20 protein-coding genes are annotated in these 25,560 nt (G+C 70.8%); 11 read left to right on the top strand and 9 right to left on the bottom strand.

Going from position 1 to position 25,560, the window contains the following annotated elements; genetic code table 11:
* The first annotated feature begins 82 nt into the window (after positions 1-82).
* The 7 genes from ACLBYB_RS08590 (at position 83) to ACLBYB_RS08560 (ending at position 9,953) form a co-directional block, all read left to right on the top strand.
* Positions 83-628: a Spy/CpxP family protein refolding chaperone gene (locus ACLBYB_RS08590; RefSeq protein ID WP_447698495.1), complete on the top strand. Its 546-nt coding sequence runs from the start codon at positions 83-85 to the stop codon at positions 626-628.
* Between the two features lie 92 nt (positions 629-720).
* Positions 721-2,481, top strand: coding sequence for an ABC transporter ATP-binding protein (locus tag ACLBYB_RS08585; RefSeq protein WP_447698494.1), 1,761 nt, complete (start codon positions 721-723; stop codon positions 2,479-2,481).
* A 115-nt stretch (positions 2,482-2,596) separates the two neighbouring features.
* Positions 2,597-3,685 carry a branched-chain amino acid aminotransferase gene (locus ACLBYB_RS08580; RefSeq protein ID WP_091682026.1) on the top strand — a complete coding sequence of 363 codons (1,089 nt, stop codon included), beginning with the start codon at positions 2,597-2,599 and terminating at the stop codon, positions 3,683-3,685.
* 174 nt (positions 3,686-3,859) lie between these two features.
* Positions 3,860-5,665: a hypothetical protein gene (locus ACLBYB_RS08575; protein WP_447698493.1), complete on the top strand. Its 1,806-nt coding sequence runs from the start codon at positions 3,860-3,862 to the stop codon at positions 5,663-5,665.
* A 134-nt stretch (positions 5,666-5,799) separates the two neighbouring features.
* Positions 5,800-7,086 carry an oxalate/formate MFS antiporter gene (gene oxlT / locus ACLBYB_RS08570; protein WP_056531965.1) on the top strand — a complete coding sequence of 429 codons (1,287 nt, stop codon included), beginning with the start codon at positions 5,800-5,802 and terminating at the stop codon, positions 7,084-7,086.
* A 145-nt stretch (positions 7,087-7,231) separates the two neighbouring features.
* Positions 7,232-8,977, top strand: coding sequence for an oxalyl-CoA decarboxylase (gene oxc, locus ACLBYB_RS08565; protein ID WP_447698492.1), 1,746 nt, complete (start codon positions 7,232-7,234; stop codon positions 8,975-8,977).
* Positions 8,978-9,257: 280 nt separating this feature from the next.
* A complete protein-coding gene (locus ACLBYB_RS08560; RefSeq protein ID WP_447698491.1) occupies positions 9,258-9,953 on the top strand; it encodes an alpha/beta hydrolase in 696 nt (231 codons plus the stop codon).
* A gap of 3 nt (positions 9,954-9,956) precedes the next feature.
* On the opposite strand, the gene ACLBYB_RS08555 is transcribed toward ACLBYB_RS08560, so the two are convergent.
* From ACLBYB_RS08555 to ACLBYB_RS08545, 3 genes are all read right to left on the bottom strand, one after another.
* Entirely contained in the window at positions 9,957-11,135 is a 1,179-nt protein-coding gene (locus ACLBYB_RS08555) for an HPP family protein (protein WP_091925118.1), read from the bottom strand.
* Positions 11,136-11,219: 84 nt separating this feature from the next.
* A complete protein-coding gene (gene frc / locus ACLBYB_RS08550; RefSeq protein ID WP_020092898.1) occupies positions 11,220-12,470 on the bottom strand; it encodes a formyl-CoA transferase in 1,251 nt (416 codons plus the stop codon).
* Between the two features lie 55 nt (positions 12,471-12,525).
* Complete coding sequence (locus ACLBYB_RS08545) at positions 12,526-12,999, bottom strand: PAS domain-containing protein (RefSeq protein WP_020092899.1); 474 nt, start codon at positions 12,997-12,999, stop codon at positions 12,526-12,528.
* 395 nt (positions 13,000-13,394) lie between these two features.
* Between ACLBYB_RS08545 and ACLBYB_RS08540 the strand changes: the two genes are divergently transcribed.
* Entirely contained in the window at positions 13,395-14,048 is a 654-nt protein-coding gene (locus tag ACLBYB_RS08540) for an ABC transporter ATP-binding protein (protein ID WP_012322467.1), read from the top strand.
* 140 nt (positions 14,049-14,188) lie between these two features.
* On the top strand, positions 14,189-15,430 hold the full coding sequence (locus ACLBYB_RS08535) for a capsule biosynthesis protein (protein ID WP_447698490.1): 1,242 nt from the start codon (positions 14,189-14,191) through the stop codon (positions 15,428-15,430).
* Between the two features lie 40 nt (positions 15,431-15,470).
* Here the strand turns inward: ACLBYB_RS08535 and ACLBYB_RS08530 are convergent, their stop codons facing one another.
* Entirely contained in the window at positions 15,471-16,067 is a 597-nt protein-coding gene (locus ACLBYB_RS08530) for a hypothetical protein (protein ID WP_020092901.1), read from the bottom strand.
* Between the two features lie 237 nt (positions 16,068-16,304).
* Between ACLBYB_RS08530 and flhA the strand changes: the two genes are divergently transcribed.
* Positions 16,305-18,452 (top strand): flagellar biosynthesis protein FlhA, encoded by a 2,148-nt coding sequence (flhA, locus tag ACLBYB_RS08525; protein WP_091682035.1) that lies wholly within the window; start codon positions 16,305-16,307, stop codon positions 18,450-18,452.
* A 187-nt stretch (positions 18,453-18,639) separates the two neighbouring features.
* Here the strand turns inward: flhA and ACLBYB_RS08520 are convergent, their stop codons facing one another.
* From ACLBYB_RS08520 to fliI, 3 genes are all read right to left on the bottom strand, one after another.
* The gene (locus ACLBYB_RS08520) at positions 18,640-19,707 is read right to left on the bottom strand and encodes a lysylphosphatidylglycerol synthase domain-containing protein (protein ID WP_020092903.1); all 1,068 of its coding nucleotides are present in this window, start codon (positions 19,705-19,707) and stop codon (positions 18,640-18,642) included.
* Between the two features lie 143 nt (positions 19,708-19,850).
* Positions 19,851-20,258: a flagellar export protein FliJ gene (gene fliJ, locus ACLBYB_RS08515; RefSeq protein WP_012322462.1), complete on the bottom strand. Its 408-nt coding sequence runs from the start codon at positions 20,256-20,258 to the stop codon at positions 19,851-19,853.
* A gap of 149 nt (positions 20,259-20,407) precedes the next feature.
* Positions 20,408-21,760 carry a flagellar protein export ATPase FliI gene (gene fliI / locus ACLBYB_RS08510; protein WP_020092905.1) on the bottom strand — a complete coding sequence of 451 codons (1,353 nt, stop codon included), beginning with the start codon at positions 21,758-21,760 and terminating at the stop codon, positions 20,408-20,410.
* A 419-nt stretch (positions 21,761-22,179) separates the two neighbouring features.
* Here fliI and ctrA point away from each other — a divergent pair, with 419 nt between their 5' ends.
* A complete protein-coding gene (gene ctrA / locus ACLBYB_RS08505) occupies positions 22,180-22,881 on the top strand; it encodes a response regulator transcription factor CtrA (RefSeq protein WP_010683835.1) in 702 nt (233 codons plus the stop codon).
* A gap of 82 nt (positions 22,882-22,963) precedes the next feature.
* On the opposite strand, the gene ACLBYB_RS08500 is transcribed toward ctrA, so the two are convergent.
* Complete coding sequence (locus ACLBYB_RS08500; RefSeq protein ID WP_447698489.1) at positions 22,964-23,755, bottom strand: trypsin-like serine protease; 792 nt, start codon at positions 23,753-23,755, stop codon at positions 22,964-22,966.
* A gap of 119 nt (positions 23,756-23,874) precedes the next feature.
* Positions 23,875-25,272 (bottom strand): cysteine--tRNA ligase, encoded by a 1,398-nt coding sequence (gene cysS, locus ACLBYB_RS08495; RefSeq protein ID WP_447698488.1) that lies wholly within the window; start codon positions 25,270-25,272, stop codon positions 23,875-23,877.
* Positions 25,273-25,560: the final 288 nt, after the last annotated feature.

Below are 25,560 nucleotides of genomic sequence, written 5' to 3'. Positions count from 1 at the left end.
GATACACGGCGGGTGCCCTATGCGCGGCGTTGGGCGCCGCCGCGGGCCGCGGCGACGTCCCGAGCGTGAGACGGAGATTTCCATGTCCCGACCTTTGACGGCGGCCATCCTGGTGACCGGGGCGCTCGGCCTCGGGCTCGTCGGCGCGGCGGTCGCGCGCGATCACGGACCCGAGGGCTTCCGCGGGCACGGCCGCTGGAGCGCGCTGACCCCCGAGGACCGCGCGGCCTTCACGGATGCCCGCATCGCCGCCCTGCATGCCGGCCTGAAGCTCAACGCCGACCAGGAGAAGCTGTGGCCGCCGGTGGAGACGGCGATCCGCGACATGGCCAAGCTGCGCCAGCAGCGCCGCGAGGCGATGCGCGACCGGCCGACGTTCAGCGACGACGCCCCGGCGGCGCTGCGGGCGATGGCGGACGCGGCGAGCGCGCGGGGCGACGCCCTGCGCAAGCTCGCCGACGCGGCCCAGCCGCTCTACGCCAGCCTCGACCAGGACCAGAAGCGGCGCGCCATGATCCTCGCCCGGCCGATGGGCCCGATGGGCGGCCACGGCATGCGGGGCGGCTGGCACCGGGACCGCGGTGACGATCGCGGCGACGATCACGGGCCGCGCGGCGACGGCCGCTGAGCAAAAGCCTTGATCCGCGGCGGCGGCGGCGGCAAACCGCAGCCGCCGCGCATCCTGCCCCGGGGCGGCACTGATCCGACCCGGTAGGTCTCATGGCGCGCCTTCCCGGCGACACGGCTCCCCTCCTCGCCCGGCTCTGGCGCACGTGGCTGTACCCGCACCGGGCCACCCTGGCGGTGGTGCTGGTGCTGATCGCCCTGGTCGGCGCCTCGACCGGGCTCTACCCGGCGCTGATCAAGGCCGCCTTCGACGCCTTCGACCGCAAGGACGCCGCCGCCATCGCGTACGGACCGCTGGTGGTGATCGTCGTCACGGCCACGCGCGGCTTCGCCCTCTACGGCCAGACGGTGCTGACCAACCGGGTGGTGACCCGGGTCGAGGCCGACATGCAGGCGGCGCTCTACGGGCATCTCATCGACTCGGACCTCGCCCAGCTCGGCCGCGAGAGCCCGGCGGCGCTCACCCAGCGCTTCACCACCGACTTCGCCTTCATCAAGGAGGCGCTGACCCGCATCTCGACGGTCCTGCTCCGCGACATCGCGATGCTGATCGGGCTCGTGGCGGCGCTGATCTGGATGGATCCGGTGCTGACCCTCGTGGCCGGCGTCACGGTCCCGTTCGTGGCGGGACCGATCGGGCGGATCGGCCGGAAGCTCCGGCGGGTCTCGACCTCGACCCAGGAGCAGATGGGCGCCACCGCCAGCCTGATCTCCGAGAGCCTGCAGGGGGCCCGGGTCGCCAAGGCCTACGCGATGGAGGCCTACCTCAAGGGCCGCGCCGCGGAGGCCCTCGACGAGGTGCGGCGCCTTAAGATGAAGGCCGCCAATGCCCGCGGCCGCCTCGACCCGCTGCTGGAGATCGGCGGCGGCATCGCGGTGGCGGGCGTCCTGGTGCTGGTCGGCCAGCGGGTCCTGGCCGGCGAGAAGACGGTCGGCGACTTCACCGGCTACGTGGCGGCCCTGCTCCTCGCCGCCCAGCCGGCGCGGGCGCTGGGCAACCTCAACGCCATCCTGCAGGAGGCGGCGGCCGCGCTGCGGCGCTACTTCGACGTCATGGACGAGAGTGCCACGATCCGCGAGGCGCCGGAGGCCCGGCCGCTGGCGGTGACCGGCGGCGCGATCCGCTTCGCCGACGTCCGGTTCCGCTACCGGCCGGACGCGCCGGCGCTGGAGGGCATCGACCTCGCGGTCCCGGCCGGATCGGTGACGGCGCTCGTCGGGCGCTCAGGCTCGGGCAAGTCCTCGCTGCTCAACCTCGTTCCGCGCCTCTACGACGTCACCGGCGGCGCCGTGACCATCGACGGCCAGGACGTTCGGGGGGTGACGCTGGCCTCCCTGCGCGCCGCGGTGGCGGTCGTCTCGCAGGAGGTCGTGCTGTTCGACGACACGATCGCCGCCAATATCGGCTTCGGCCGGCCCGGGGCGACGCCCGCGGAGATCGAGGCGGCGGCCGAGGCCGCCGCGGCCCACACCTTCGTCTCGGCCCTTCCGGAAGGCTACGGGTTCCGGGTCGGCCCGGGCGGCGGCCGGCTCTCGGGCGGCGAGCGGCAGCGGGTGGCGCTGGCCCGCGCCTTCCTCAAGGACGCGCCGATCCTGCTCCTCGACGAGGCGACCTCGGCCCTCGATTCCGAATCGGAGCGGCTCGTCCAGGAGGCGCTGACCCGGCTGATGCGCGGCCGCACCACCCTGGTGATCGCCCACCGGCTCTCGACCGTGCGCGACGCCGATCAGATCGCCGTGATGGAGGCGGGCCGGGTGATCGAGACCGGGCGCCACGACGACCTGCTCGCCGCCGGCGGCGCGTACGCGCGCCTGCACCGTCTGCAGCTGTCGGAGCCCGCGACCGCCGGGTGACGCGCCGAGTGACGCGCCGAGTGACTCGCATGTGCGGCGACGCCGTCATGCGCCGGCTCCGTAGATTCGCGCGCCGGAGCGCGCCATAAGGGCCTTAGTCGATGAGGACCACACCGTGAGCGACCTGACGTTCGAGATCCAAAGTCATCCGGCCCCGCGGACCGCCGAGGAGCGGGCCGCGCTGATGGCGAATCCTGGCTTCGGCAAGGTGTTCACAGACCACATGGTGGTGGCGCGCTACACCGCCGGCCGCGGCTGGCACGACGCGCGGATCCAGGCGCGCGAGGCCATCCCCCTCGATCCTGCCGCCGCGGTGCTGCACTACGCGCAGGAGATCTTCGAGGGCCTGAAGGCCTACCGCACCGCGGACGGCGGCGCGGCCCTGTTCCGGCCGGAGGCCAACGCCCTGCGCTTCCGCCGCTCCGCCGAGCGGATGGCGATGGCGCCCTTCCCGGAGGACGCCTTCGTCGAGGCGATGCGCAGGCTCGTCGAGATCGACCGCGCCTGGATCCCCGACACGCCGGACGGCAGCCTCTACCTGCGCCCGTTCATGATCGCCAGCGAGGCCTTCCTGGGGGTCAAGCCGGCCTCGGAATACCTGTTCGTGACGATCGCCTCGGCCGTCGGCTCCTACTTCAAGGATCCGACCGGCACCGTGACGGTGTGGGTCTCGGAGCACTTCACCCGCGCGGCCCCGGGCGGCACCGGCGCGGCCAAGTGCGGCGGCAACTACGCGGCGAGCCTCGCGGCGCAGTCGGAGGCGGCGTCGCAGGGCTGCGAGCAGGTGGTGTTCCTCGACGCGGCCGAGCGCCGCTACGTCGAGGAGCTCGGCGGCATGAACGTCTTCTTCGTCTTCGAGGACGGCACGCTGGTGACGCCGCCGCTCTCGGACAGCATCCTGCCCGGCATCACCCGCGACTCGGTGATCACGCTGGCGCGGGAGGCGGGCCTGACCGTGAAGGAGGAGCCCTACACGATCGACGCGTGGCGCGCCGACGTGCGGGCGGGCCGCCTGACCGAGGCCTTCGCCTGCGGTACCGCCGCGGTGATCACGCCGATCGGTACCGTGAAGGGCCGGGAGGAGAGCTTCACCATCGGGAACGGCAAGGCCGGCCCCGTGGCCCAGCGGCTGCGGAGCCTGCTGGTGGACATCCAGCGGGGCAATTCCAATGACGCCCACGGCTGGTTCCAGAAGATCTTCTGAGAGCCGGCGTCCGCCCGCGGCCGTGTGGTCGGGGTCGGGACTGCCGGGTTCGCCGCGAGGACCGGGCAGGCGTCTGCCCGATCCAAGCCCTCGTCCCGAGGTCGCGGCGGGCGTTGCGGACTTCTCGGGCGGTCTTCGGCGGGGCGCGCGGTGACGGATACGGCTGCCGCGCGCGTGACGGACGCGTCGGTCCACTCTCCCGAGCCGCCCATCGGCCCCTGGAACCCGGGCGTCCGGTCCGATCTGCCGTCCGCCTTCCTGCCCCTCGTGACCGTCTACCGGCCGGAGCACGTCGAGACGCCGCTCCACGACGCCCTGGACCTGAGCGATCTCTGCGGGCTGCCCGCCCGCCAGCTCACCCGGTTCCGGGCCGGGCGCCTCGTCGTCCACGAGGTCCTGATCCGGGTGATGTCGGATCTCTCCGTGCCGGTGGGCGAAGTCTACGCCGATCTCGGCGTGAACTTCCGCGCCATCGTCGCGACCATCCTGCGCGAGGGCATCGAGCCCCGCCTCGCCGAGGTCGAGTCCGCCCTCGACCGGATCCGCGCCGAGGCCGACGCGGTGCTCGCCCGCGAGATCGCCGCCATCCTGGAGGAGAGACCTCCCCCGCCGCCGCCAGAGCCGCGCTGGCTCGACCGCCTGCTCGGGCGCCGCCCGCCGACGGTCCAGGCGCCGCGCGAGGATCTCGCGACCCGGGCCCTGCGCCATCTCGAGAGCTGGCAGCGACGCGCCGCCGAAGCCGGCGACGCCCTGGAGACGGCCGCCTGCGAGGCCCTGCGCGCCGTGGTGTCGGGCCTCATCGCGCGGCAGAATGCGGTCATCCGCGACGCCGCGCTGCTGCGGACCATCGCGGGGACGCTGGTCTCGAACGGCTACGGCAGCCGGCGCGTCGGCGAGCAGATCGAGCCCTGGATCGACGCCGTCGTCGAGGCGCAGCGCTACCGGCGGCTGGCGCCGCAGGATCATCCGGTGGTGATGAACGTGAAGGGCGCCTCGGCGTCGGGAAAGAGCACGATCCGCCCCTACCAGCTCGGCCTCGCCAGGCGGCTGGGCATGGCGTGGTCGGACTTCGCGGTGATCACCCCCGACGTCTGGCGCAAGTACCTCCTCGACTACGACAGCCTGGGCGAAGCTTCGCGGTACGCCGGGACGCTGACCGGCTACGAGGTCGAGATCATCGACATGAAGCTCGACCGCTACGTCACCCGCAAGGCGGCGGAGCGGCGGATCTCGAACCTGCTGATCGACCGGTTCCGGTTCGACAGCTTCCAGGCCGACGCGGGCTCGGACGGCGGCGGCCAGTTGCTCACCCGGTTCGGCGACCGCGTCTACATGCAGTTCATGGTCACGCCTCCGGCCGACACCGTGGAGCGCGCCTGGAAGCGCGGCGAGCTGTTCGGCCGCTACAAAGCCGTCGAGGACCTCCTGGCCCACAACGTCGAGGCCTATACCGGCATGCCGCGCCTGTTCTTCAACTGGGCGCTCTCACGGGACAAGCAGGTGGTCTGCGAGTTCCTCGACAACAGCGTGCCGCTGGGCGAGCGCCCGCGCACCATCGCGTTCTGGGCGGACGGAACTCTCAACATCCTCGACGTGAAGGGGCTGATCGACATCGACCGCTTCCGCAAGGTCGACATCTTCGCCCACGGGCCCGACGCGGTGTTCGACGGCGCCGACCTCTCGGCCTCCGCCAACACCAGCTTCCTGCGCGAATGCCTGCGCCGGATGGCGGTCGTCCGCTTCGTTCAGGCCGAGACCGGCCGGGCCTTCATGCGTCTCGACCGCGGTCGGATCACGGCGCTGGATCCGGGAACCCTGGCGGCGGTGAAGTCGGGGCCCGACTGGGAGGCCGCCTGCGCCCTCATCGGCTTCCCGGCCGAGCCGGCCTCGATCCCCGCCCTCGACGAGATTCTGAGCCCCGCTGAGGCACCGACGCTCGGTGCCTGGGGACCGATTCCTCCGGCCGGGCAAACGGAATAATATCGCCGTCCTGACACTTCACCCGGTCCGTCTCACCCTGGTATATTGCATACCTAGAACGGATGTGCATGATCGTCGGGGCACGAGAGACGCCGCCAGAGCAAGGCCGCGCCGCCCAAGAGAGAGGCTCAGGGATGGAACGCCAGGATTCGCCTTCGGCGAAATGGTGGCAGCTCGCCTTCGGCGTGATCTGCATGGCCATGATCGCCAACCTTCAATACGGTTGGACCCTGTTCGTGGACCCGATCGACCAGCGCTACCATTGGGGTCGCGCGGCGATCCAGCTCGCGTTCACGCTGTTCGTCGCCACGGAGACATGGCTGGTGCCGGTCGAAGCGTGGTTCGTCGACCGCTACGGTCCGAAGATCGTCGTCGCCTTCGGCGGCGTGATGATCGCCCTCGCCTGGACCATCAACGCCTACGCCGACAGCCTGGCGATGCTCTATCTCGGCGCCGTGGTCGCCGGCATCGGTGCGGGCTCGGTCTACGGCACCTGCGTGGGCAACGCGCTCAAGTGGTTCCCGGATCGCCGTGGCCTGGCCGCCGGCGCCACCGCGGCCGGCTTCGGCGCGGGTGCCGCCATCACGGTGGTGCCGATCGCCCGCATGATCGCGTCGAGCGGCTACCAGGACGCGTTCCTGTACTTCGGCATCGGCCAGGGCGCCGTGGTGCTGGCCCTCGCCTTCCTGCTGCGCAAGCCGTCGACCAACACGCCGGTCCAGCGCAAGAAGACCCGCCTGCCGCAGACCAAGGTCGACCGCAGCCCCCGCGAGGCGGTGCGCACCCCGGTCTTCTGGGTGATGTACGTGATGTTCGTGATGGTCGCTTCCGGCGGCCTGATGGCGGCGGCGCAGATCGCCCCGATCGCCCACGACTTCCAGGTGGCCGGCGTGCCGGTGAGCCTGTTCGGCCTCCAGATGGCGGCGCTGACGCTGGCGATCTCGCTCGACCGGGTCTTCGACGGGTTCGGCCGGCCGTTCTTCGGCTACGTCTCCGACAACATCGGCCGCGAGAATACGATGTTCATCGCCTTCTCGACGGCGGCGCTGGCGGTGATCGTGCTGCTGACCTACGGTCACGTCCCGATGGTCTTCGTCCTGGCCACCGCGGTGTATTTCGGGGTCTTCGGCGAGATCTACTCGCTGTTCCCGGCGACCTGCGGCGACACGTTCGGCTCCAAGTACGCCGCCAGCAACGCCGGCCTGCTCTACACTGCCAAGGGCACCGCGGCCTTCCTCGTCCCCTTCGCCAGCATCCTGTCGGCGGCCTACGGCTGGTCGGCGGTGTTCACGCTGATCATCGTCCTCAACGTGACGGCGGCGGCGCTGGCGATGTTCGTCCTGCGCCCGATGCGGGCCCGCTACCTCGCCTCGGAGGACCAGCCCGCGGCGCTCAGCGCCCAGCCGATCCGGGCGGCCTGATAGGCCCCCGCCCCACGACGTCGCGCAAGCGACGCCCGACCTTCGCGGATCTCCCGCCCTCCCCCTCCTCGGGAGTGTGGGGGATCCTCCAGCCAGCCGGCACCGAGACCCGCCCGTACAAACCGATCCTCCGGGAGATACCGTGATGACCGCAGTCGCCAAGATCGTCCACACCACCCCCGAGGTCGAGGCCGAGCCCGATCTGACCGACGGCTTCCACCTCGTCATCGACGCGCTCAAGCTCAACGGCATCGAGACCATCTACGGCGTCCCGGGCATCCCGATCACCGACCTCGGCCGCATGGCCCAGGCCGAGGGGATGCGGGTCATCTCGTTCCGCCACGAGCAGCACGCCGGCAACGCCGCGGCGATCGCGGGCTTCCTTACCCAGAAGCCGGGCATCTGCCTCACCGTCTCGGCGCCGGGCTTCCTCAACGGCCTGACGGCGCTCGCCAACGCCACCACCAACTGCTTCCCGATGATCCTGATCTCGGGCTCCTCCGAGCGCGAGATCGTCGACCTGCAGCAGGGCGACTACGAGGAGATGGACCAGCTCGCCATCGCCAAGCCCCTGTGCAAGGCGGCCTTCCGGGTGCTGCACGCCGCCGATATCGGCATCGGCGTCGCCCGCGCCATCCGCGCGGCCTGCTCGGGCCGGCCCGGCGGCGTCTACCTCGACCTGCCCGCCAAGCTGTTCTCCCAGGTGATGGACGCCGAGGCCGGCCAGAAGTCGCTGGTCAAGGTGATCGATCCGGCGCCTGCCCAGCACCCCGCCCCCGAGGCGATCGCCCGGGCTCTCGAGGTCCTGAAATCCGCCAAGCGGCCGCTGATCGTGCTCGGCAAGGGCGCCGCCTACGCCCAGGCCGATGACGCCATCCGCGCCCTCGTGGAGACCAGCGGCATCCCCTACGTGCCGATGAGCATGGCCAAGGGCCTCCTGCCCGACACCCACCCGCTCTCGGCCGGCGCGGCGCGCTCGACGGCGCTGAAGGACTCGGACGTTGTGCTGCTGGTCGGCGCCCGGCTGAACTGGCTGCTGTCGCACGGCAAGGGCAAGAGCTGGGGCGAGCCGGGCTCGACCAAGTTCATCCAGATCGACATCGAGCCCCGCGAGATGGACTCGAACGTCGAGATCGTGGCGCCCGTCGTCGGCGACATCGCCTCCTGCGTGCAGGCTTTGCTCGACGGCATGGGCCAGGGCTGGCAGCAGCCCCCGTCCGACTGGATCGAGACGCTCAAGACCAAGCGCGAGGCGAACGTCGCCAAGATGGCGCCGAAGCTCATGAGCAACGCCTCGCCCATGAACTTCCACGCCGCGCTCGGCGCGCTGCGCACCATCGTCAAGGAGCGGCCGGACGCGATCCTCGTCAACGAGGGCGCCAACACCCTCGACCTCGCCCGCGGCATCATCGACATGTACCAGCCGCGCAAGCGCCTGGACGTCGGCACCTGGGGCATCATGGGCATCGGCATGGGCTTCGCCGTCGCGGCCGCGGTCGAGACCGGCAAGCCGGTGCTCTGCGTCGAGGGTGACAGCGCCTTCGGCTTCTCCGGCATGGAGGTCGAGACGATCTGCCGGTACGGCTTGCCGGTCTGCATCGTGGTGTTCAACAACAACGGCATCTACCGCGGTACCGACACCGATCCGACCGGCCGCGACCCGGCCACCACGGTGTTCGTGCCGGATTCCCGCTACGACAAGATGATGGAGGCCTTCGGCGGCGTCGGCTACCACGTCACCACGCCGGACGAGCTGACCCGCGCGGTCAACGAGGCGATGAACTCGGGCCGCCCGGCCCTCGTCAACGCCGTCATCGACCCGGCGGCCGGCAGCGAGAGCGGCAACATCGGCAGCCTCAACCCGCAAAGCGGGATCAAGAAGAAGAAGTGAGGGCGAGACCCTCGCGAGATCTCTGATCCCACACCATCGAAGCCGGGCTCGCGTGTCGAGCCCGGCTCTTTGCCTTGATGAGAACGGCGTCGCGGATCCGCGCGGGACGGTGTTCCGCCGAAGCTCCCGGCCACCGGGAGACCTTCCCCGCACCGTCATCGCGAGCGAACCGAAGCGACCCGCGGCGGCGCGGTCCAGTTCCGCGCGGAGCGCGGGGATGTCTTCGCCGCGCCCGCAGTGACGGCGCCGGATCCGTCATCCGTTCGGTGACGGTGCATCCATGATCGACCCCGACCTCGCCGGCCGCCTGCACTTCCGCCACCGGCTCCCGACCGAGGAGCCCCTCCCCCCGGGCCGGCACGACCTCGGCCTCTTCGCCGAGCGCGACGCGGTGCTGGTCGTTCCCGAGGGCCTCGATCCGCGCCGGCCCTGCCCGCTCGTGGTGCTGTTCCACGGCGGCGGCGGCAGCGCCGAGCGCATCCTGCCGATGCTGGAGGCGCACGCCCGGACCGAGCGCTTCCTGCTCCTCGCGCCGCAATCCCTGTTCCCGACCTGGGATATCGTCATCGCCGGCCACGGGCCCGACCGGGAGCGCGTCGCGGCGGCGCTGGGTCACGTCGCCGACCGGTTCCTGCTCGATCCGCAACGGCTCTGCTTCGCCGGCCATTCCGACGGCGGCAGCTACACGCTCTCGGCGGGGCTCGCGAACGGCGACGTGGCGAGCCACCTTATCGTCTCGTCGGCGGGGTTCCTGTCGGTGCACCTGCAGGTCGGCGCGCCGCGCATCTTCCTGTCGCACGGCACACAGGACGAGCAGATCCCGATCGACCGGAGCGCCCGGGTCCACGTGCCGGCCCTGCGCGAGGCCGGCTACCCCGTGACCTACGTGGAGTATGACGGACCGCACGCCCACCAGCCGGCCGTGGTGGCGCAGGCGGTCAGGTTCTTCCTGGCGGATCCGCCCGCCGGGCGCTGAGGGTCAGGCCAGGGCAGCCCGGGCCGGCGCGCGGGCGCGGATCGGCGCCTCGGGCGCATCGGCCTCGGACAGGAGCGCCGGGATCAGGTCGGTCTGCGAGACGATTCCGACCAGGCGGCCGTCGTCGTCGACCACCGGCAGGTGGTGAAGCCCCGCCTCCGACATCCGCGGCACCAGGGCGGCCACGGGCGTGTCGGGACCGACCGGCTCGACCGCGCTCATGATGTCGGCCGCGCAGCCGTGGGGGGCGCGGCCGCGCTCGGCGGTGAGGCGCAGGCGTCGGCCGAGACCGAGGCGCGGCCCGCTCCGGTCCCAGGCGGCCTTGTCGAGCAGGTCGGTCTGCGTGACGATGCCGAGGACGCGCGCGCCCTCGTCGGTGACCGGAAGCGCCTTGATGCGGTGACGGCGCAGCAGCCGCATGGCCTCGGAGAGCGGCGCGTCCGGCGCCACCGCGATCACGTCGCGCGACATGATCGCCGCGCAGGTGATCGGGCCCGAGCGGCGGCCGTAGACCCGCATCTGCACGCGCCGCAGGATCTGCTCCAGGTCGCCCCGATCGACGTCCAGGAGCTGGTCGAAATCCTCCAGCGCGGCGTCGAGGTCCGAGGCCCGGAAGCCGACGCGGGCGTCCGAGGGCGGATCCGCCGTCCGGGGCCCGGCCGGGCGCAGGTGCGGGTAGGCGCGCCCGGTGAGGTTGTTGAACAGCAGGGCGGTGGTCAGCAGCAGCAGCGAGTTGACCGCCACCGGCCACAGCACGAAGCCGTAGCCCAGCTCCCGGATCGCCGGGCCGCCGAGCACCGCCGTCAGCGCCACGGCCCCGCTCGGCGGGTGCAGGCAGCGCAGGGCCATCATCAGCGCGATCGCCACCCCGATGGCGCAGGACGCCGCCACGAACGGGTCGCCGATCCAGGCCGCCGCCGTGACGCCGACGAGCGCCGCCACGATGTTGCCGCCGAGGATCGACCAGGGCTGCGCCAGGGGGCTCGCCGGCACCGCGAAGAGCAGCACCGCCGAGGCGCCCATCGGGGCGATCAGCACCGGCAGGGCCTCGGCCGGGACGGAGACCCGGCAGACGAAGCCGGTCGCCAGGATGCCCACGAGGGCACCGGCCGCCGAGCGCAGGCGCTCGCGCTTGCTGACCGGGGTCAGCTCCGGCAGGAAACGGCTGAGGAATGCGCGCATCGGATCCGGGGCTCGCACGTGAAAAGGACGGCGCCCCGGGGAGCGCCGTCCTGTCTCAGGGTCGCTGAAGTCGGGCGGTCCTTATCAGACCGCGCGGGCCTCGTGCATCGCCCGGATCTGCTCCTGGGTGTAACCCAGGTCTGCGAGCACCTCATCGGTGTGCTCGCCGAGCAGCGGCGACGCCTTCACCTCGACCTGCATGTCGGAGAACTTGATCGGGCTTCCGACGGTCAGGTACTTGCCGAGCTTCGGGTGCGCCACCTCGACGACGGTGCCGCTCTCGCGCAGGGACTTGTCCTCGGCGATCTCCTTCATCGACAGCACCGGCGCGCAGGGGATGTCGTAGGTGCGCAGGATGTCGACCGCCTCGAACTTAGTCTTGTCGGCGAGCCACTCCTCGATCGTCTTGAAGATGTCGAAGATCTTGTCCTGGCGGGCCCGCGGCGTGTTGTAGCCCGGGTCGGTGATCCACTCCTCCTTGCCGAGCGCCTTGCAGATCGGCGCCCAGGCGTGGCCCTGGATCGTGAAGTAGATGTAGGCGTTCGGGTCGGTCTCCCAGCCCTTGCACTTCAGCACCCAGCCCGGCTGGCCGCCGCCGCCCGCGTTGCCGCCGCGCGGCACCACGTCGGAGAACTCGCCGTGGGGGTACTGCGGGTACTCCTCGAGGTAGCCGAGCGCGTCGAGGCGCTGCTGGTCGCGCAGCTTCACGCGGCAGAGGTTGATCACCGAGTCCTGCATCGACACGGCGACCTTCTGGCCCTTGCCGGTCTTGTTCTTCTGGTGGAGCGCCGTGAGGATGCCGATGGCGAGGTGCATGCCGGTGTTGGAGTCACCGAGCGCGGCGGCGCTGACGGTGGGCGGCCCGTCCCAGAAGCCCGTGGTCGAGGCGGCACCGCCCGCGCACTGGGCGACGTTCTCGTAGACCTTCAGGTCCTCGTAGTGGTGGCCGTCCGAGAAGCCCTTCACCGAGGCGAGGATCATGCCCGGGTTCAGCTCCTGGATGCGGGCCCAGGAGAAGCCCATCCGGTCGAGGGCGCCGGGGCCGAAGTTCTCGACCATGACGTCGGAGTCCTGGATGAGCTTCTCGAGGACTTCCTTGCCGGCCTGGGTCTTGGTGTCGAGGGTGAGCGAGCGCTTGTTGGAGTTCAGCATCGTGAAGTAGAGCGCGTCCGCGTCCTCGACGTGGCGCAGCTGCGTGCGGGTCACGTCGCCGGCGCCGGGGCGCTCGACCTTGATCACGTCGGCGCCGAACCAGGCGAGGAGCTGCGTGCAGGCCGGGCCGGCCTGGACGTGGGTGAAGTCGATGATCTTGATGCCTTCCAGCGGCTTGCTCATTGGGCGTTCTCCCTGTGCGGTTCGGTGATCGGGTCCTTCGGATCGTCCGGCGGGCTCAAGGCGCCCGACGGGCCGGATCCGAGGAAGCTTCGAGTTCGGCGACGCGCTGGCGCAGGCGCTTCTCCTCGGCCCAGCGCTCGGTCTCGTCGCGGATCACGGCGACGATCCCGGTCACCCGGTCGGAGGCGTCCCGCACCATCCCCACCGTGAAGGCGATGGAGAGCTGGCGGCCGTCCTTGTGGAGCGCCGGCACCCTCAGGGTCTCTGCCCCGTAGCGGGTGACGCCGGTGCGCATGGTCTTGGCGTAGCCGTCCCAGTGGCGGCGTCGGTGCCGCTCGGGTGTGATCAGATCGAGGGTCTGGCCCAGAGCCTCGGCGGCGGTGAAGCCGAAGATGCGCTCCGCGGCCGGGTTCCAGACCGTGATGGCGCCGTCCGGATCAGACACCACCACCGCGTCGCCGATCGCCTCGGCCAGACCGTGGATTTCGAGGGAACCGGGCGCGGCCAGGGTCGGCCCGGTCGCCGTCATGGGCGCCACCCGGTCGGCGGCGCGGATGAGAGGTGGATCGCGGCAGTCCGGCGCCTTGTCATGGGGCGGCCCTTCCTGAACGTCACGCGCGGAAACGGCGGTAAAATTCCGGTCCCGCATCCTTGAAGGGCTGTCACCCGCCCTCTTCGGTTGGTATTTGGTATGCCAAATGGAGAATGGCGTCAACCGACGGGGTGACAGGTGGCACTTTTCTTCAAGCGGCCGGTGGAGCTTTCCGGGCGAAGCCGTCTGCCGACGCGCGCCTCTCGGCCGCCGCCGCGCGGCCCGGCAAGGCGCTCATGTCCTTCTCAGATTTGCCGCTTTCGGCGAGCAGGACTCCGCCCGTCAGGCAGCTCGGACCGGCGGTTCGGCACACCGCCCGGGAGACCATTTCGGTGATCCGTTTCGAGAAAGTCAGCAAGGTCTACCGGACGGAAGGCCACCGGCGGACCATCCTGGAACAGGTGTCGTTCACCCTGAAGCCGGGCGTGTCCTACGGCATCCTCGGCATCAACGGCGCCGGAAAATCCACCACGATGCGGCTGATCGCCGGCACCGAGGACGCGACGCGCGGCCGGATCCACCGCGGCCTCAGGGTCTCGTGGCCCCTCGGCTTCGCCGGCGGCTTCCATCCCAAGATGACTGGGCGCGACAACGTCACCTTCGTGGCGCGCATCTACGGCGAGGATCCGCGCAAGGTGCTCGATTTCGTCGAGGACTTCTCGGAACTCGGAAGCTACCTCGACGTGCCGATCTACACGTACTCGTCGGGCATGGGCGCGCGGCTCGCCTTCGGCATGAGCATGGCGATCCCGTTCGACTGCTACCTGATCGACGAAATCACCTCGGTCGGCGACGCGCGGTTCTCGAAGCGCTGCGACGAGGTCTTCTCGCAGCGCCGGAAGAACGCCGACATCATCATGGTCTCGCACTCCATGGAGACCATCCGGCAGTGGTGCACGCAGGGATTGGTCCTGCTGAACGGTCGCGCGATCATCTACGAGGACGTGAACGACGCCATCGAGGTGTACCGGCGCCTCAACGCCTGACCGCGCCGGCGGCGGCCGGACTGCGACGACATGCTTTTGCCGCCTCGCCGTGCGAGAGACGGTCGCGGCGCCGGGTGCGGCGCGCGCGGGATCCCGGTAACGGGTCGACCTTCGAGGCCGGGGAGGCCGGGAATCAGGCCATGAACATGGAGATCCGGAAGGCCGAGGGGCAGCCGGTCACGCCCGCGGACCGCCAGCAGGCGGTGAGCGAGTCGCTGCGGCAGATCGCGCGCATGTCGCGCTTCGCCGACCGCAAGAAGGGCATCCGGTCCTTTCAGGCCGACGCCAAGAACGATCCCTGGATCCCGATCCTGTTCATCGTCTGCTTCCTGCTGCCGACGCTCGCCGGGGCGGCCTATTACGGCCTGATCGCCTCGGACCGCTACGTCAGCGAGGCGCGATTCGCGATCCGGCCGGCCCTGGGCTCCGCCGAGAAGACGTCCACCGAGACCGGGGGGACGAATTCCGGCATGGCGAACCAGATGGTGGCGCAGGACACGCTGATCACGCGCGAGTTCATCCTCAGCCGGCCGATGCTGGAGCTCCTCGAGGCGCAGCTGCCGCTGCGCCAGTGGTTCAGCGCCGACTCGATCGACTACTTTTCCCGGTTCGATCCGGAGAAGCCGATCGAGAAGTTCCTCCGCTACTGGAAGCGGCGCGTCGGCGTCGAGGTCGAGTCCGGATCCGGCATCATGTCGGTGCAGGTCGAGGCCTTCGATCCCGACGAATCCCTCGCCATCGCCAAGGCCATCATGAAGGAGGCCGAGCGCAAGGTGAACGACCTCAGCGTCAAGTCGCGCGAGGATGCCGTCGCCGAGAGCACGCGGGAGCTGCGGCTCGCCGAGGAGCGCATGACCAAGATCCGCCTCGCGACGCGCGACCTGCGCAACCGCGAGGGCGTGCTCGACGCTCAGAAGACGAACGACATCAACGTCAAGATGATCGCCGAGCTGCGGGCCTCGCGGATCAACCTCGCGCTCCAGCTCGCGATCGGGCAGCGGGACCTCGGTCCCGACGCCCGCCGGATCATCGACATCAAGCAGCAGATGAAGGACATCGACGACAACATCGCGCGGATCGAGCGGCAATCCGCCAGCCAGGATCCGGAGCAGAAGCGCCTGCTCTCCGACGCGCTGACCAAGTTCGAGGTCCTGGAGAACGACCGCAAGAACGCCGAGAAGTACTATCAGCAGGTGCTGACCGCCCACGAGCGCGCGCGCATCATCGCGGCCCGGCAGATCGAGTTCTTCAGCCCGATCGTCGAGCCGGTGAAGGCCGAATCCTCCACCGAACCGCGGCGGCTCCTGATGATCGCGTTGATCACCGCGGGCGCCGGCGTCCTGTTCGGCGCCGCGATGTTCGCCCGGAAGATGATGACCTGACGCGCGTCCCGCCGGGTTCGCCCGGGACGGTCCGGTATCCTCAGCGGCCGGCCCCGGTGCCCCGGTCGTCCGCCGCCGGGCCGATGGTGCCGCCGGTCCAGCCCTGGGCGCGCCAGCCCTCGGCGCGCTGGTCGAGATCGATCGACCCCGCCTGGTCGAGAATGGACAGGACGCGCTCGGCCCGGGACTCGTCGGCGCGCACCGTCACCAGGGTTCCGCCGCGACGCACGCCCTCGGCGTAGGTCTCGGCCTCGTCGGCGCTGAGGCCCGCGGCGGTCAGGCCGCCGATCAGGCCGCCGGCCGCGGCGCCCACGCCGGCGCCCGTCACGGTGGCGACGAGCCAGCCCGCCGCCGCCACCGGCCCGAGCCCCGGGATCGCCAGGAGGCCCAGCCCCGCGAGCAGGCCGGCGCCGCCGCCCAGGACCGTGCCGACTGTGGCTCCGGTGCCGGCGGAATCCGCCGCGTCCACCGGTCGGGGAACGGCGGTCCCGGGCGCCCGCGGCGGGACCGCGGGCTCGTTGCGATTCGCGATGATGCTGATGTCCGCGTGGGGGATGCCGGCGGCCTCCAGCCGGTCCACCGCCCCCGCGGCGGCGTCGTAATCGTCGAACAGGGCGGTCAGGGCGCGCAGGGCCATCGAGCTCTCCCGGTATGTCCGGGCCTGGGCCCGGAGACGTGGCGGCGGCGCGGGCGGCCCGGACGCGGGCGCGGTCGGATGCCGGATCGACGCTCTCGCCGACCGATCAAGCGATCGCGGCGGCGTGGGTTCCCGCGAGCGCCGGCCCCATCTTAACGCCGCGCTAACCATCCGCTCGGCAGATCTTGCCGGGTACGTCCCGGGCCTGTCCCGGGCGAACGGCAGCGGATGGCAGCGATGGCAGAGACGGCGAGCGCGCCGGCACAGACAGGAGCGGCGGCCGTCCTCGGCCAGCTCGCGCTGCCGACGCGCGGCGATCTCCAGGCGCTGTCGAAGCGGTCGGACCTGCTGTTCGCGACCGGCGTGCTGGGGATCCTGGCGGTCCTCATCTTCCCGTTGCCGGCGATCCTGCTCGACCTGCTGCTGGCCGTGTCGATCATCCTGTCGGTCCTGATCATGATGACCGGCCTGTCGATCGACAACCCGCTGGAATTCACCGTCTTCCCGACGCTGCTGCTCATCGCCACGATGCTGCGGCTCGCCCTCAACCTCGCCTCGACGCGCCTGATCCTCGGGCACGGGCACGAGGGCACGGCGGCGGCCGGGCACGTCATCGAGGCCTTCGGCCACTTCGTGATGGGCGGTAACTTCGTCATCGGGATCATCGTGTTCGCGATCCTGATCATCGTGAACTTCGTGGTGATCACGAAGGGCTCGGGCCGCATCGCCGAGGTCGCGGCCCGCTTCACCCTCGACGCGATGCCCGGCAAGCAGATGGCCATCGACGCCGACCTGTCGGCCGGCCTGATCGACGAGAAGACCGCGAAGGCGCGGCGCGCGGCGCTCGAGGAAGAATCCTCCTTCTTCGGGGCCATGGACGGTGCCTCGAAGTTCGTGCGCGGCGACGCGGTGGCGGCCCTGCTGATCACCTTCATCAACGTGGTCGGCGGCATCATCATCGGGGTGGCGCAGCAGGGCTTGAGCTTCGGCGAGGCCGCCAAGAGCTACACCCTGCTGACCATCGGCGACGGCCTCGCGAGCCAGGTCCCGGCGCTGATCGTGTCGACGGCGGCGGGCCTGCTGGTCTCGAAGGCCGGCGTGCGCGGCGCCGCCGACAAGGCGCTCGGCAAGCAGCTCGCGCACTATCCCAAGGCGCTGGGCATGTCGGCCGCGGTGATGCTGCTGATCGCCCTCCTGCCCGGCATGCCGATGCTGCCCTTCGTCCTGCTGGGCGGCGGCGCTGGCTACGCGGCGTGGCGCATCAACAAGACCGCCAAGCTCGCGCCGCCGCTCGACGCCCTGGGCGCCCCGATGGATGCGGCCGCGGTCGCCGCGGCGAGCGCCGCCAAGGAGGAGACGGTCACCGACCTGCTGAAGCTCGACGACCTCAAGCTCGAGATGGGCTACGCGCTCCTCGCCCTGGTCAACGGCGAGGGCCAGGACCGGCTCACCGACCAGATCAAGGCCCTGCGCCGCCAGCTCGCCGCGGAACTCGGCTTCGTGATGCCGTCGGTGCGCATCCTCGACAACGTCCAGCTCGACGCCAACGCCTACGTGGTGCGGGTCAAGGAGATCGAGGCGGGCACCGGCCGGATCTTCCCGGGCCAGTTCATGGCGATGGATCCGATGGGCGGTCAGGTCCAGCTGCCCGGACAGCACATGCTGGAGCCGACTTTCGGCCTGCCGGCAACCTGGATCGACGCCGCCCTGCGCGACCAAGCGCAGCTCAAGGGCTACACGGTGGTCGATGCCGCCACCGTCGTGTCGACGCACCTGACCGAGATCATCAAGGCCCACGTCTCCGAGCTCCTCAACCACGTCGAGGTGTCGAAGCTGCTGCGCGAGTTGCCCAAGGAGCACGCCGAGCTGCTCAAGGAGATCGTGCCGTCGCAGATCTCCACCACCGGCATCCAGCGCGTGCTGCAGTTCCTGCTCGCCGAGCGGGTCTCGATCCGCGATCTCGGGGCGATCGTGGAGGCGATCGCCGAGGTGGCGGGCGCCGTGAAGAACCCCCGCGACGTGGTCGAGCACGTCCGGGCGCGCCTCGGCCGGCAGATCTGCGCGCAGTACCAGGACCCGAACGGCATGCTGCCGATCATCACCCTGTCGCCGGCCTGGGAGCAGGCGTTCATGGAGTCGATCGTCGGCGAGCGCGAGGAGCGCTACCTCGCGATGCAGCCCTCGAAGCTCAGCGAGTTCGTCAACACCGTGCGCGACCGCTTCGAGACGGCGGCGCGCCAGGGCGAGATGCCGGTGCTCGTCACCTCCGCCCAGACGCGGCCCTTCGTGCGCTCGATCATCGAGCGCTTCCGCCGCGAGACGCCGGTGATGAGCCAAGCGGAGATCCACCCGCGGGCGCGGCTGCGGACGGTGAACTCGATCTGAGGACCCAGGGGCCGCGACACCGGCGTGGGCAGACTCGTGCCGGCGCACGGGCCGAGGGAGCAATCACGGGATCGGCGCGCGCCGCGCGCAGACGAAGCGCGCGGCGAAGCGATCCCGGGTTTCGTGGTGTGGCGCGCGGGGGCCAAGGCGGCGGCGTCACCCCCGCGTCGAGACGGCGGTCAGGCCCTCAGATCGCTTTCTGCTTGAGCTCCCGCTCCAGCTCATGCGCGTCGAGCCCGGGAACGACGACGGGCGGCTCCGGCACGGCGGCCGCCTTGGGCCCGTGCGCGGCCGAGCCGATCGCCGCGGCCAGCCGCGAGCGCTCGAAGGCGATCACCACGATCACCGAGACCAAGGCCGGAAGCCAGAAGTAGAAGATCCGGAAGATGATCACCGCCGCGATGATCGCGTCCTTCTGCGCCTCGTCGGTGATGTGCATCGCGGTGATGAACACGATCTCGAACACGCCGAGTCCGCCCGGCGCGTGCGAGGCCAGCGCCACCGAGAAGGAGGCCAGGAAGATCGCCAGGACCGGGATGAAGCCCGGGTTCATCGCCTCCGGCAGGGCGAAGTAGATGATGCCCGCCGCGCCCAGGAGCTCCAGCGGCGCCGCGAGCAGCTGGCGCCCCATGATGCCGGGCCGGGGATACTCGAGCTTGAACGACCGGATGTGCAGCGGCCGCAGGTGCAGGATCGAGCCGATCACGTACAGGCCGACGAAGCCCAGCATGCCGATGCCGACGATCAGCGCGGTCTTGGAATCGGTGAGGAAGCCCGGGAGCTTGCCCTCGAGGCGCGTCAGCAGGTTCGGATCGACCACCAGCGTGAAGCCGCCGAGGAGGACGGTCCCGAGGAAGAACGTGAACGAGCAGAGCGCCACCAGCACGGCGACCTGCGCCGCCGTCAGGCCCTTGGCCGTGTAGGCCCGGTAGCGGACCAGGGCGCCCGAGAAGACCGAGGCGCCGATATTGTGCGAGAGCGCGTAGGTCGTGAACGAGCAGAGCGAGACGAAGAGCCACGAGATGTGGCGCACGCCCAGATGCAGCAGGGCGATCCGGTCGTACCAGGCGAGCGCCGCGTAGGCGACCAGGGTCGACAGGGCCGCCAGCAGGATCCGGTGGGGCGGGATCGCGAGGATCGCGGCCCAGATCGCCGCGAGCGAGGTCGTCTTCAATTCCTGGTAGAGGAAGTAGCCCGATATCACGACGGCCGCGAGGCCGATCAAGGGCCAGATGAACTCGCTGATCTTCTTCATGAACACCGACGCCCTGGGGAGAGCCCCTGATGCGCCGGCACGCGACGCGCTGCAAGCGGCATGGCGCCGCCGCGATCCCCCTTGTCAGGTGATCGTGACGGTTTCGTGCCGCGGAAGCCGGCCGAGCGGTCCGACGGGCCGCGTCAGCCCCGGGCGCGGTTGAGGCCGATCCCGTCCATGGCGGCCTGATCGCGGGCCGATTCGGCAGCGCGCTCGGCGGTCCGCTCGCGGTCGTTCAGGATCTCGACCTTCTTGAGCTCCTCGAACGCCTCGCCCAGCTCGGCCTTCGCCTCGGCGAGCTGGCCCTCGAGCGCCTGGGCGGACTGGATCATGTTGTCCCGGCGCGTCGCCGCGGCCCGGGCGTAGGTCGGGTAGGCGAAGTGACCGACGTCGGTGATTCCGGCCCGGGCCTCCTCGACGGCGACCTCGCGATCGAGCTCCACCGCCATGCGCTGGAAGTCGGCCATCATCATCTCGATCTGGGTCACGCGCCGGCGCTTCTCGTCGACCTGGAAGCGGCGCAGGCGGATCAGCGTGTCACGCGATTTCATCAGGACGCTCACTCCACGCAACGCTTGAGGCCGCGCCCGGGATCGTGCCCGGACCGAGCCTGTGTGCGAGCCTGCCCACGGCAGACCCGCCCGGATCCCCCACGTGCACCATGATCGCGCCGAAGCGTTAACGCCCCGGCCCATGGTGCCTAGGCCCTGCCGACGATCTCGGTGAGCCGTGCGTAACCATCGCCGATGGACGTTGCTTCTTCCTTACCCTGCCCCAGAAAAGCCTCAAGATCGGGCATGAGCGCGACCGCCTCGTCGACCTCCTGGGAGGAGCCCGCCCGGTAGGCGCCGAGCCGGATCAGCTCCTCCATGTCGGCGTAGGTCGACAGCAGCCGCCGCGCCCGCCGCACGACCGGGAGGTAGGCCGGGTCGCAGGAGCGCGGCATGGTGCGCGAGACCGAGCGCAGCACGTTGATCGCCGGGTAGCGCCCGCGCTCCGCGATGGCGCGCTCCATGACGATGTGGCCGTCGAGGATGCCCCGCACGGCGTCGGCCACGGGCTCGTTGTGGTCGTCGCCCTCGACCAGGACGGTGAACAGGGCCGAGATCGTGCCCTGCCCCACCCCGGGACCGGCGCGCTCGAGCAGGCGCGGCAGCTCCGAGAAGACGGTCGGCGTGTAGCCCTTGGCGGTGGGCGGCTCGCCGGCAGCGAGGCCGATATCGCGCTGGGCCATGGCGAAGCGCGTGATCGAGTCGATCATGCACAGGACCTTGGCGCCCTGATCGCGGAAGTGCTCGGCGACCGACAGGGTCACGTAGGCCGCGTTCCGGCGCATCAGGGCCGGCTCGTCGGAGGTCGCCACCACGACCACCGAGCGCGCGAGTCCGGCAGCGCCCAGATCGTCCTGGAGGAATTCCTGCACCTCGCGGCCGCGCTCGCCCACGAGGCCGATCACCGCCACATCGGCGGCCGTGTAGCGGGCCAGCATCGACAGCAACACGGACTTGCCGACGCCGGACCCGGCGAAGATGCCCATCCGCTGGCCCGCGCACATGGTCAGGAAGGTGTTGATACACCGGACGCCCAGATCGAGCGGTCCGCCGACGCGTGTGCGGGCATGGGCGGGGGGCGGGTCCGCGCGCAGGGGGTAGACGTCTGGCCCCTGCACAAGGGGGCCCAGCCCGTCGACCGGCCGCCCGAGGGCGTCGATCACCCGGCCGAGCCAAGCGCCGGAGGGCCGGATCGCGCCGGCTGATTCGTCGCGGACATAGGCGGGGCATCCGCGCCGCACGCCCTCGAGCGAGCCGAACGGCATCGCGAGCGCCCGATCGCCCTGGAACCCGATGACCTCGCAGGGCACCAGCCCGTGGCCGTTGGCACCCTCGACGTCGACCCGGCCACCGAGTCGCATCGCGGCCACAGGTCCGGCGACCTCCACCAGCAGGCCGCGGATCGCCACGACCCGCCCGAACGTCTCCAGCACCTCGATCCGCTCGAGGGCGGCCTGCGCCGACGCGAGCGAAGCAACGGATCTTGCCGGATCCTGTGTCATCGGCCTGGCTCTCAACGCTTCGTTTACCGGCCTCCTTAACACTGCGGGTCACGGGCTCGTAGCGGCTCGATCCGGGTCGCGACCACAATCGCGCCCGACGAAGTCGTACCGGTGTGTCCGACGGACAACACCGGGGATCGAACCGTTGCGCAGGAAGTACTTACGCCGAAGGGGGCGAGCGGCCTGGACGAGGGCGGATCGGAATCGGGGCCGAGGGCGAGGCCGGAGGAACGGTGTTTCTCCTGTCAAGCTCGCGGAACTTCGAACGAGACGCTTGCGGGCAGGAATCAGGTTTTGTTAACGATTAATCCATAGCGTTCCACGTCAAGAGCGACGGAGCGCCCGTCCACAGGCCGGTGGCGGGCGAAGGCTGGGACGTGTCTGCGCGCTGATGCGGCCGGCGGGGCTGGGGACCGACGATGCGGGTACTTTTGATCGAGGACGACAGCGCGACCGCGCAGAGCATCGAGCTGATGCTCAAGTCCGAGAACTTCAACACCTACACCACCGACCTCGGGGAAGAGGGTGTCGATCTCGGTAAGCTGTACGATTACGACATCATCCTCCTCGATCTGAACCTGCCCGACATGTCGGGCTACGAGGTGCTCCGCTCGCTGCGCGTGGCGAAGGTGAAGACCCCGATCCTGATCCTCTCCGGCATGGCCGGCATCGAAGACAAGGTGAAGGGCCTCGGCTTCGGCGCCGACGACTACCTCACCAAGCCGTTCCACAAGGACGAGCTGGTGGCGCGCATCCACGCCATCGTGCGCCGCTCGAAGGGCCACGCCCAGTCGGTCATCACCACCGGCGACCTGATCGTGAACCTCGATCAGAAGACCGTCGAGGTCGGCGGCGCCCGGGTGCATCTCACCGGCAAGGAGTACCAGATGCTGGAACTCCTCTCGCTCCGGAAGGGCACGACGCTCACCAAGGAGATGTTCCTGAACCATCTCTACGGCGGCATGGACGAGCCGGAGCTGAAGATCATCGACGTCTTCATCTGCAAGCTGCGCAAGAAGCTCGCCAACGCCAGCCAGGGCAAGAACTACATCGAGACCGTCTGGGGCCGCGGCTACGTGCTGCGCGAGCCGATGGACGGCGAGGAGCGCATGGCGGTCTGACCCGCCACGCGCACCGTCTCCTGAAAAACCCCGCGCGGTCCGGCCGCGCGGGGTTTTCGCGTTCCGGCGGTATCCGCAGCCCTCACCGCGTCCCGGTGGCCGAGAAGACCTGCGCGGCGGGCGCGATCACCACGTAGCCGCCGCAGGGCGCGGCCCGGCTGATCACCGCGCTGGCCACGCCCCAGATGTAGGTGCCGCGGCGATCCTGCGCGACGACCGGGCCGCCGGAATCGCCGAAGCAGACCCGGGCACCGTTGGCCCGCGCGATGGTCAGCCCGGTGCTGCTCGCCGCCACCGGCGTCAGCGTGGCGGTGCGCAGGCGCCCGACGGTCCGACCGGAGAGGCCGGCGCCGGCGATGCGCAGGCTCTTGGGGACCCGGCCGGGATCCGCCGCCAGCGGCACCGGCCGCCGGTCGCGCACCGGCTCGGTCAGGCGCAGGACCGCGAGGTCGAGGGAGAGGTCGGAGAGGCTGACGCCCGACGCCTCGTTCGGCAGCATCTCCCCCGGATCGGGACTGTAGCGGGCGGCGACACGCGCCCCGTAGACCGGCCGCGCCGGCTCGCTGCCCCGGAAGAACACGACCAGCGCGCCGAGCGGATCGCCGTTCACGCAATGGGCCGCGGTGAGCACGAGATCCGGCGCGATGAGCACGCCGGTGCAGCGGGTCAGCTTCAGCGCCTCCTCGGGCTGGGTGATCGTGCCGATCGCCACGGTAGCCTGCGCCAGGGCATCCCGGCCGGCGGCCGAGCCGCCGTCGATGGCGGCGGCCGGGCCCGACAGGCCCAGACCGAGGGTGAGCGCCGACGCGGCGGCGGCGCGCCGCGCCCCGGTGGTCCGGAAGGTCGTCCCGAAGCTGGTCCCGAAGCTGATCACGTGCTGCTCATCTCCGCCGCGAGCCCCCGGACCACAGATGCCGCACGCGCCGCGCCGCGCAAGCGGGCGCGAGGACGCGGCCGCCGTCACGTCCGTGTCATCGGCCGCCGGCTCAGCAATCAGCGCGCCACCGTCCAGGTCGTGGTGCCGTCCTTGTTGTCCTTCACGGCGACGCCCATGGCCGCGAGAGCGTCGCGCGCCCGGTCCGAGGCGGGCCAGTCCTTGGCGGCCCGCGCCGCGCGGCGCTCGGCGATCAGCGCCTCGACGGCCGCGACGTCGACCCCGGACGCCGCGACCTGATCCTGCTCGCGATCGCTGCGGGTGCGCGCGAGGAAGCCCAGCAGGTTCGCGCCGGCGCGCAGCGCACCGGGCTGCGCCTCCGCACCGCTCCCGAGCCGGTGCAGCTCGTTGATCGCCGCCGGCGTGTTGAGGTCGTCGCAGAGCGCCTCGACGACCCCGGCGGGGATGTCGGGCGCGGCGGGCGCATCCCCGGCGGCGTTGTACCAGCGGTCGAGCACGCGGGCCGATTCCTCCAGGCCGCGCAGGGTCCAGTCGATCGGCTGCCGGTACTGGGTCTTGAGCATGGTGAGGCGCACGACCTCGCCCGGCCAGTCCTTCAGCACGTCGCGGATGGTGATGAAGTTGCCGAGCGACTTCGACATCTTCTCCCCCTCCACCTGGAGAAAGCCATTGTGCAGCCAGACGTTGGCCATCACCGGCGTGCCGAAGCAGCAGCGGGACTGCGCCACCTCGTTCTCGTGGTGCGGGAAGATCAGGTCGATGCCGCCCGCGTGGATGTCGAAGGTCCGGCCGAGATGCTTGGCCGACATGGCCGAGCACTCGATGTGCCAGCCCGGGCGGCCGGCGGCGGCAATGCCGGCCGGCGACGGCCAGGACGGCTCGCCGGGCTTGGCGGGCTTCCACAGGACGAAGTCGAGGGGCGAGCGCTTGTAGGGAGCGACCTCGACCCGGGCCCCCGCCTCCATCTCGTCGAGGGGCCGCTTCGACAGGCCGCCGTAATCCGGCATCGAGGGGACGTCGAACAGCACGTGGTCCTCCGCCACATAGGCGTGGCCGGCCCGGACCAGGGCCTCGATCATCGTCACCATCTCGGCGATGTGGTCGGTGGCGCGGGGCTCGACGAAGCGTGCTCGCTTGCCCGGCACGTTCACGTCCTCCGGCATGAGCACGCCGAGGTCGCGCACGTCGCGGTGGAACTGCGCCAGCGTCCCGTCGGTGAGTTCGCGGATGGTGATGCCGCGCTCTGCCGCCCGGGCGTTGATCTTGTCGTCCACGTCCGTGACGTTGCGCGCGTAGGTGACGTGCTCCGGCCCGTAGAGGTGGCGCAGCAGGCGGAACAGCAGGTCGAAGACGATGATCGGTCGGGCGTTGCCGATATGGGCGGCGTCGTAGACCGTCGGGCCGCAGGCGTAGACGCGGACATGCTGCGGGTCGATCGGCGCGAACGCCTCCTTGGCGCCGGTGAGCGTGTTGTAGAGCCGCAACATCGGCGCCATGAAACCCATCCCTTCTCCGGCGCCGGGGATGACGTCCGGCCCGGAGCCGTGGCCGGAAATCCGGCCCTGCCTTCAACGACCTGAGGGCCCCGCGCGGCGAAGAGCGGCCGAAACGTGGCGGATCGGCCAGCCCCGGCACGGCACCCTGTTGCATCGCGGCGACGGCGCGGCCCGCGCGATGGGGCTAACCCAAAAGCGTGAGGAATTCGAGATGGCTTGCGCGCCATGCGGGTAAGGCTTCCTTAACCGCGCCGTCGGACCGTCCGGGCCACGATCCTCACGCCACAG

This window comes from Methylobacterium sp. D54C (assembly GCF_053345595.1).
This window is presented reverse-complemented; position numbering and strand designations above follow the sequence as displayed.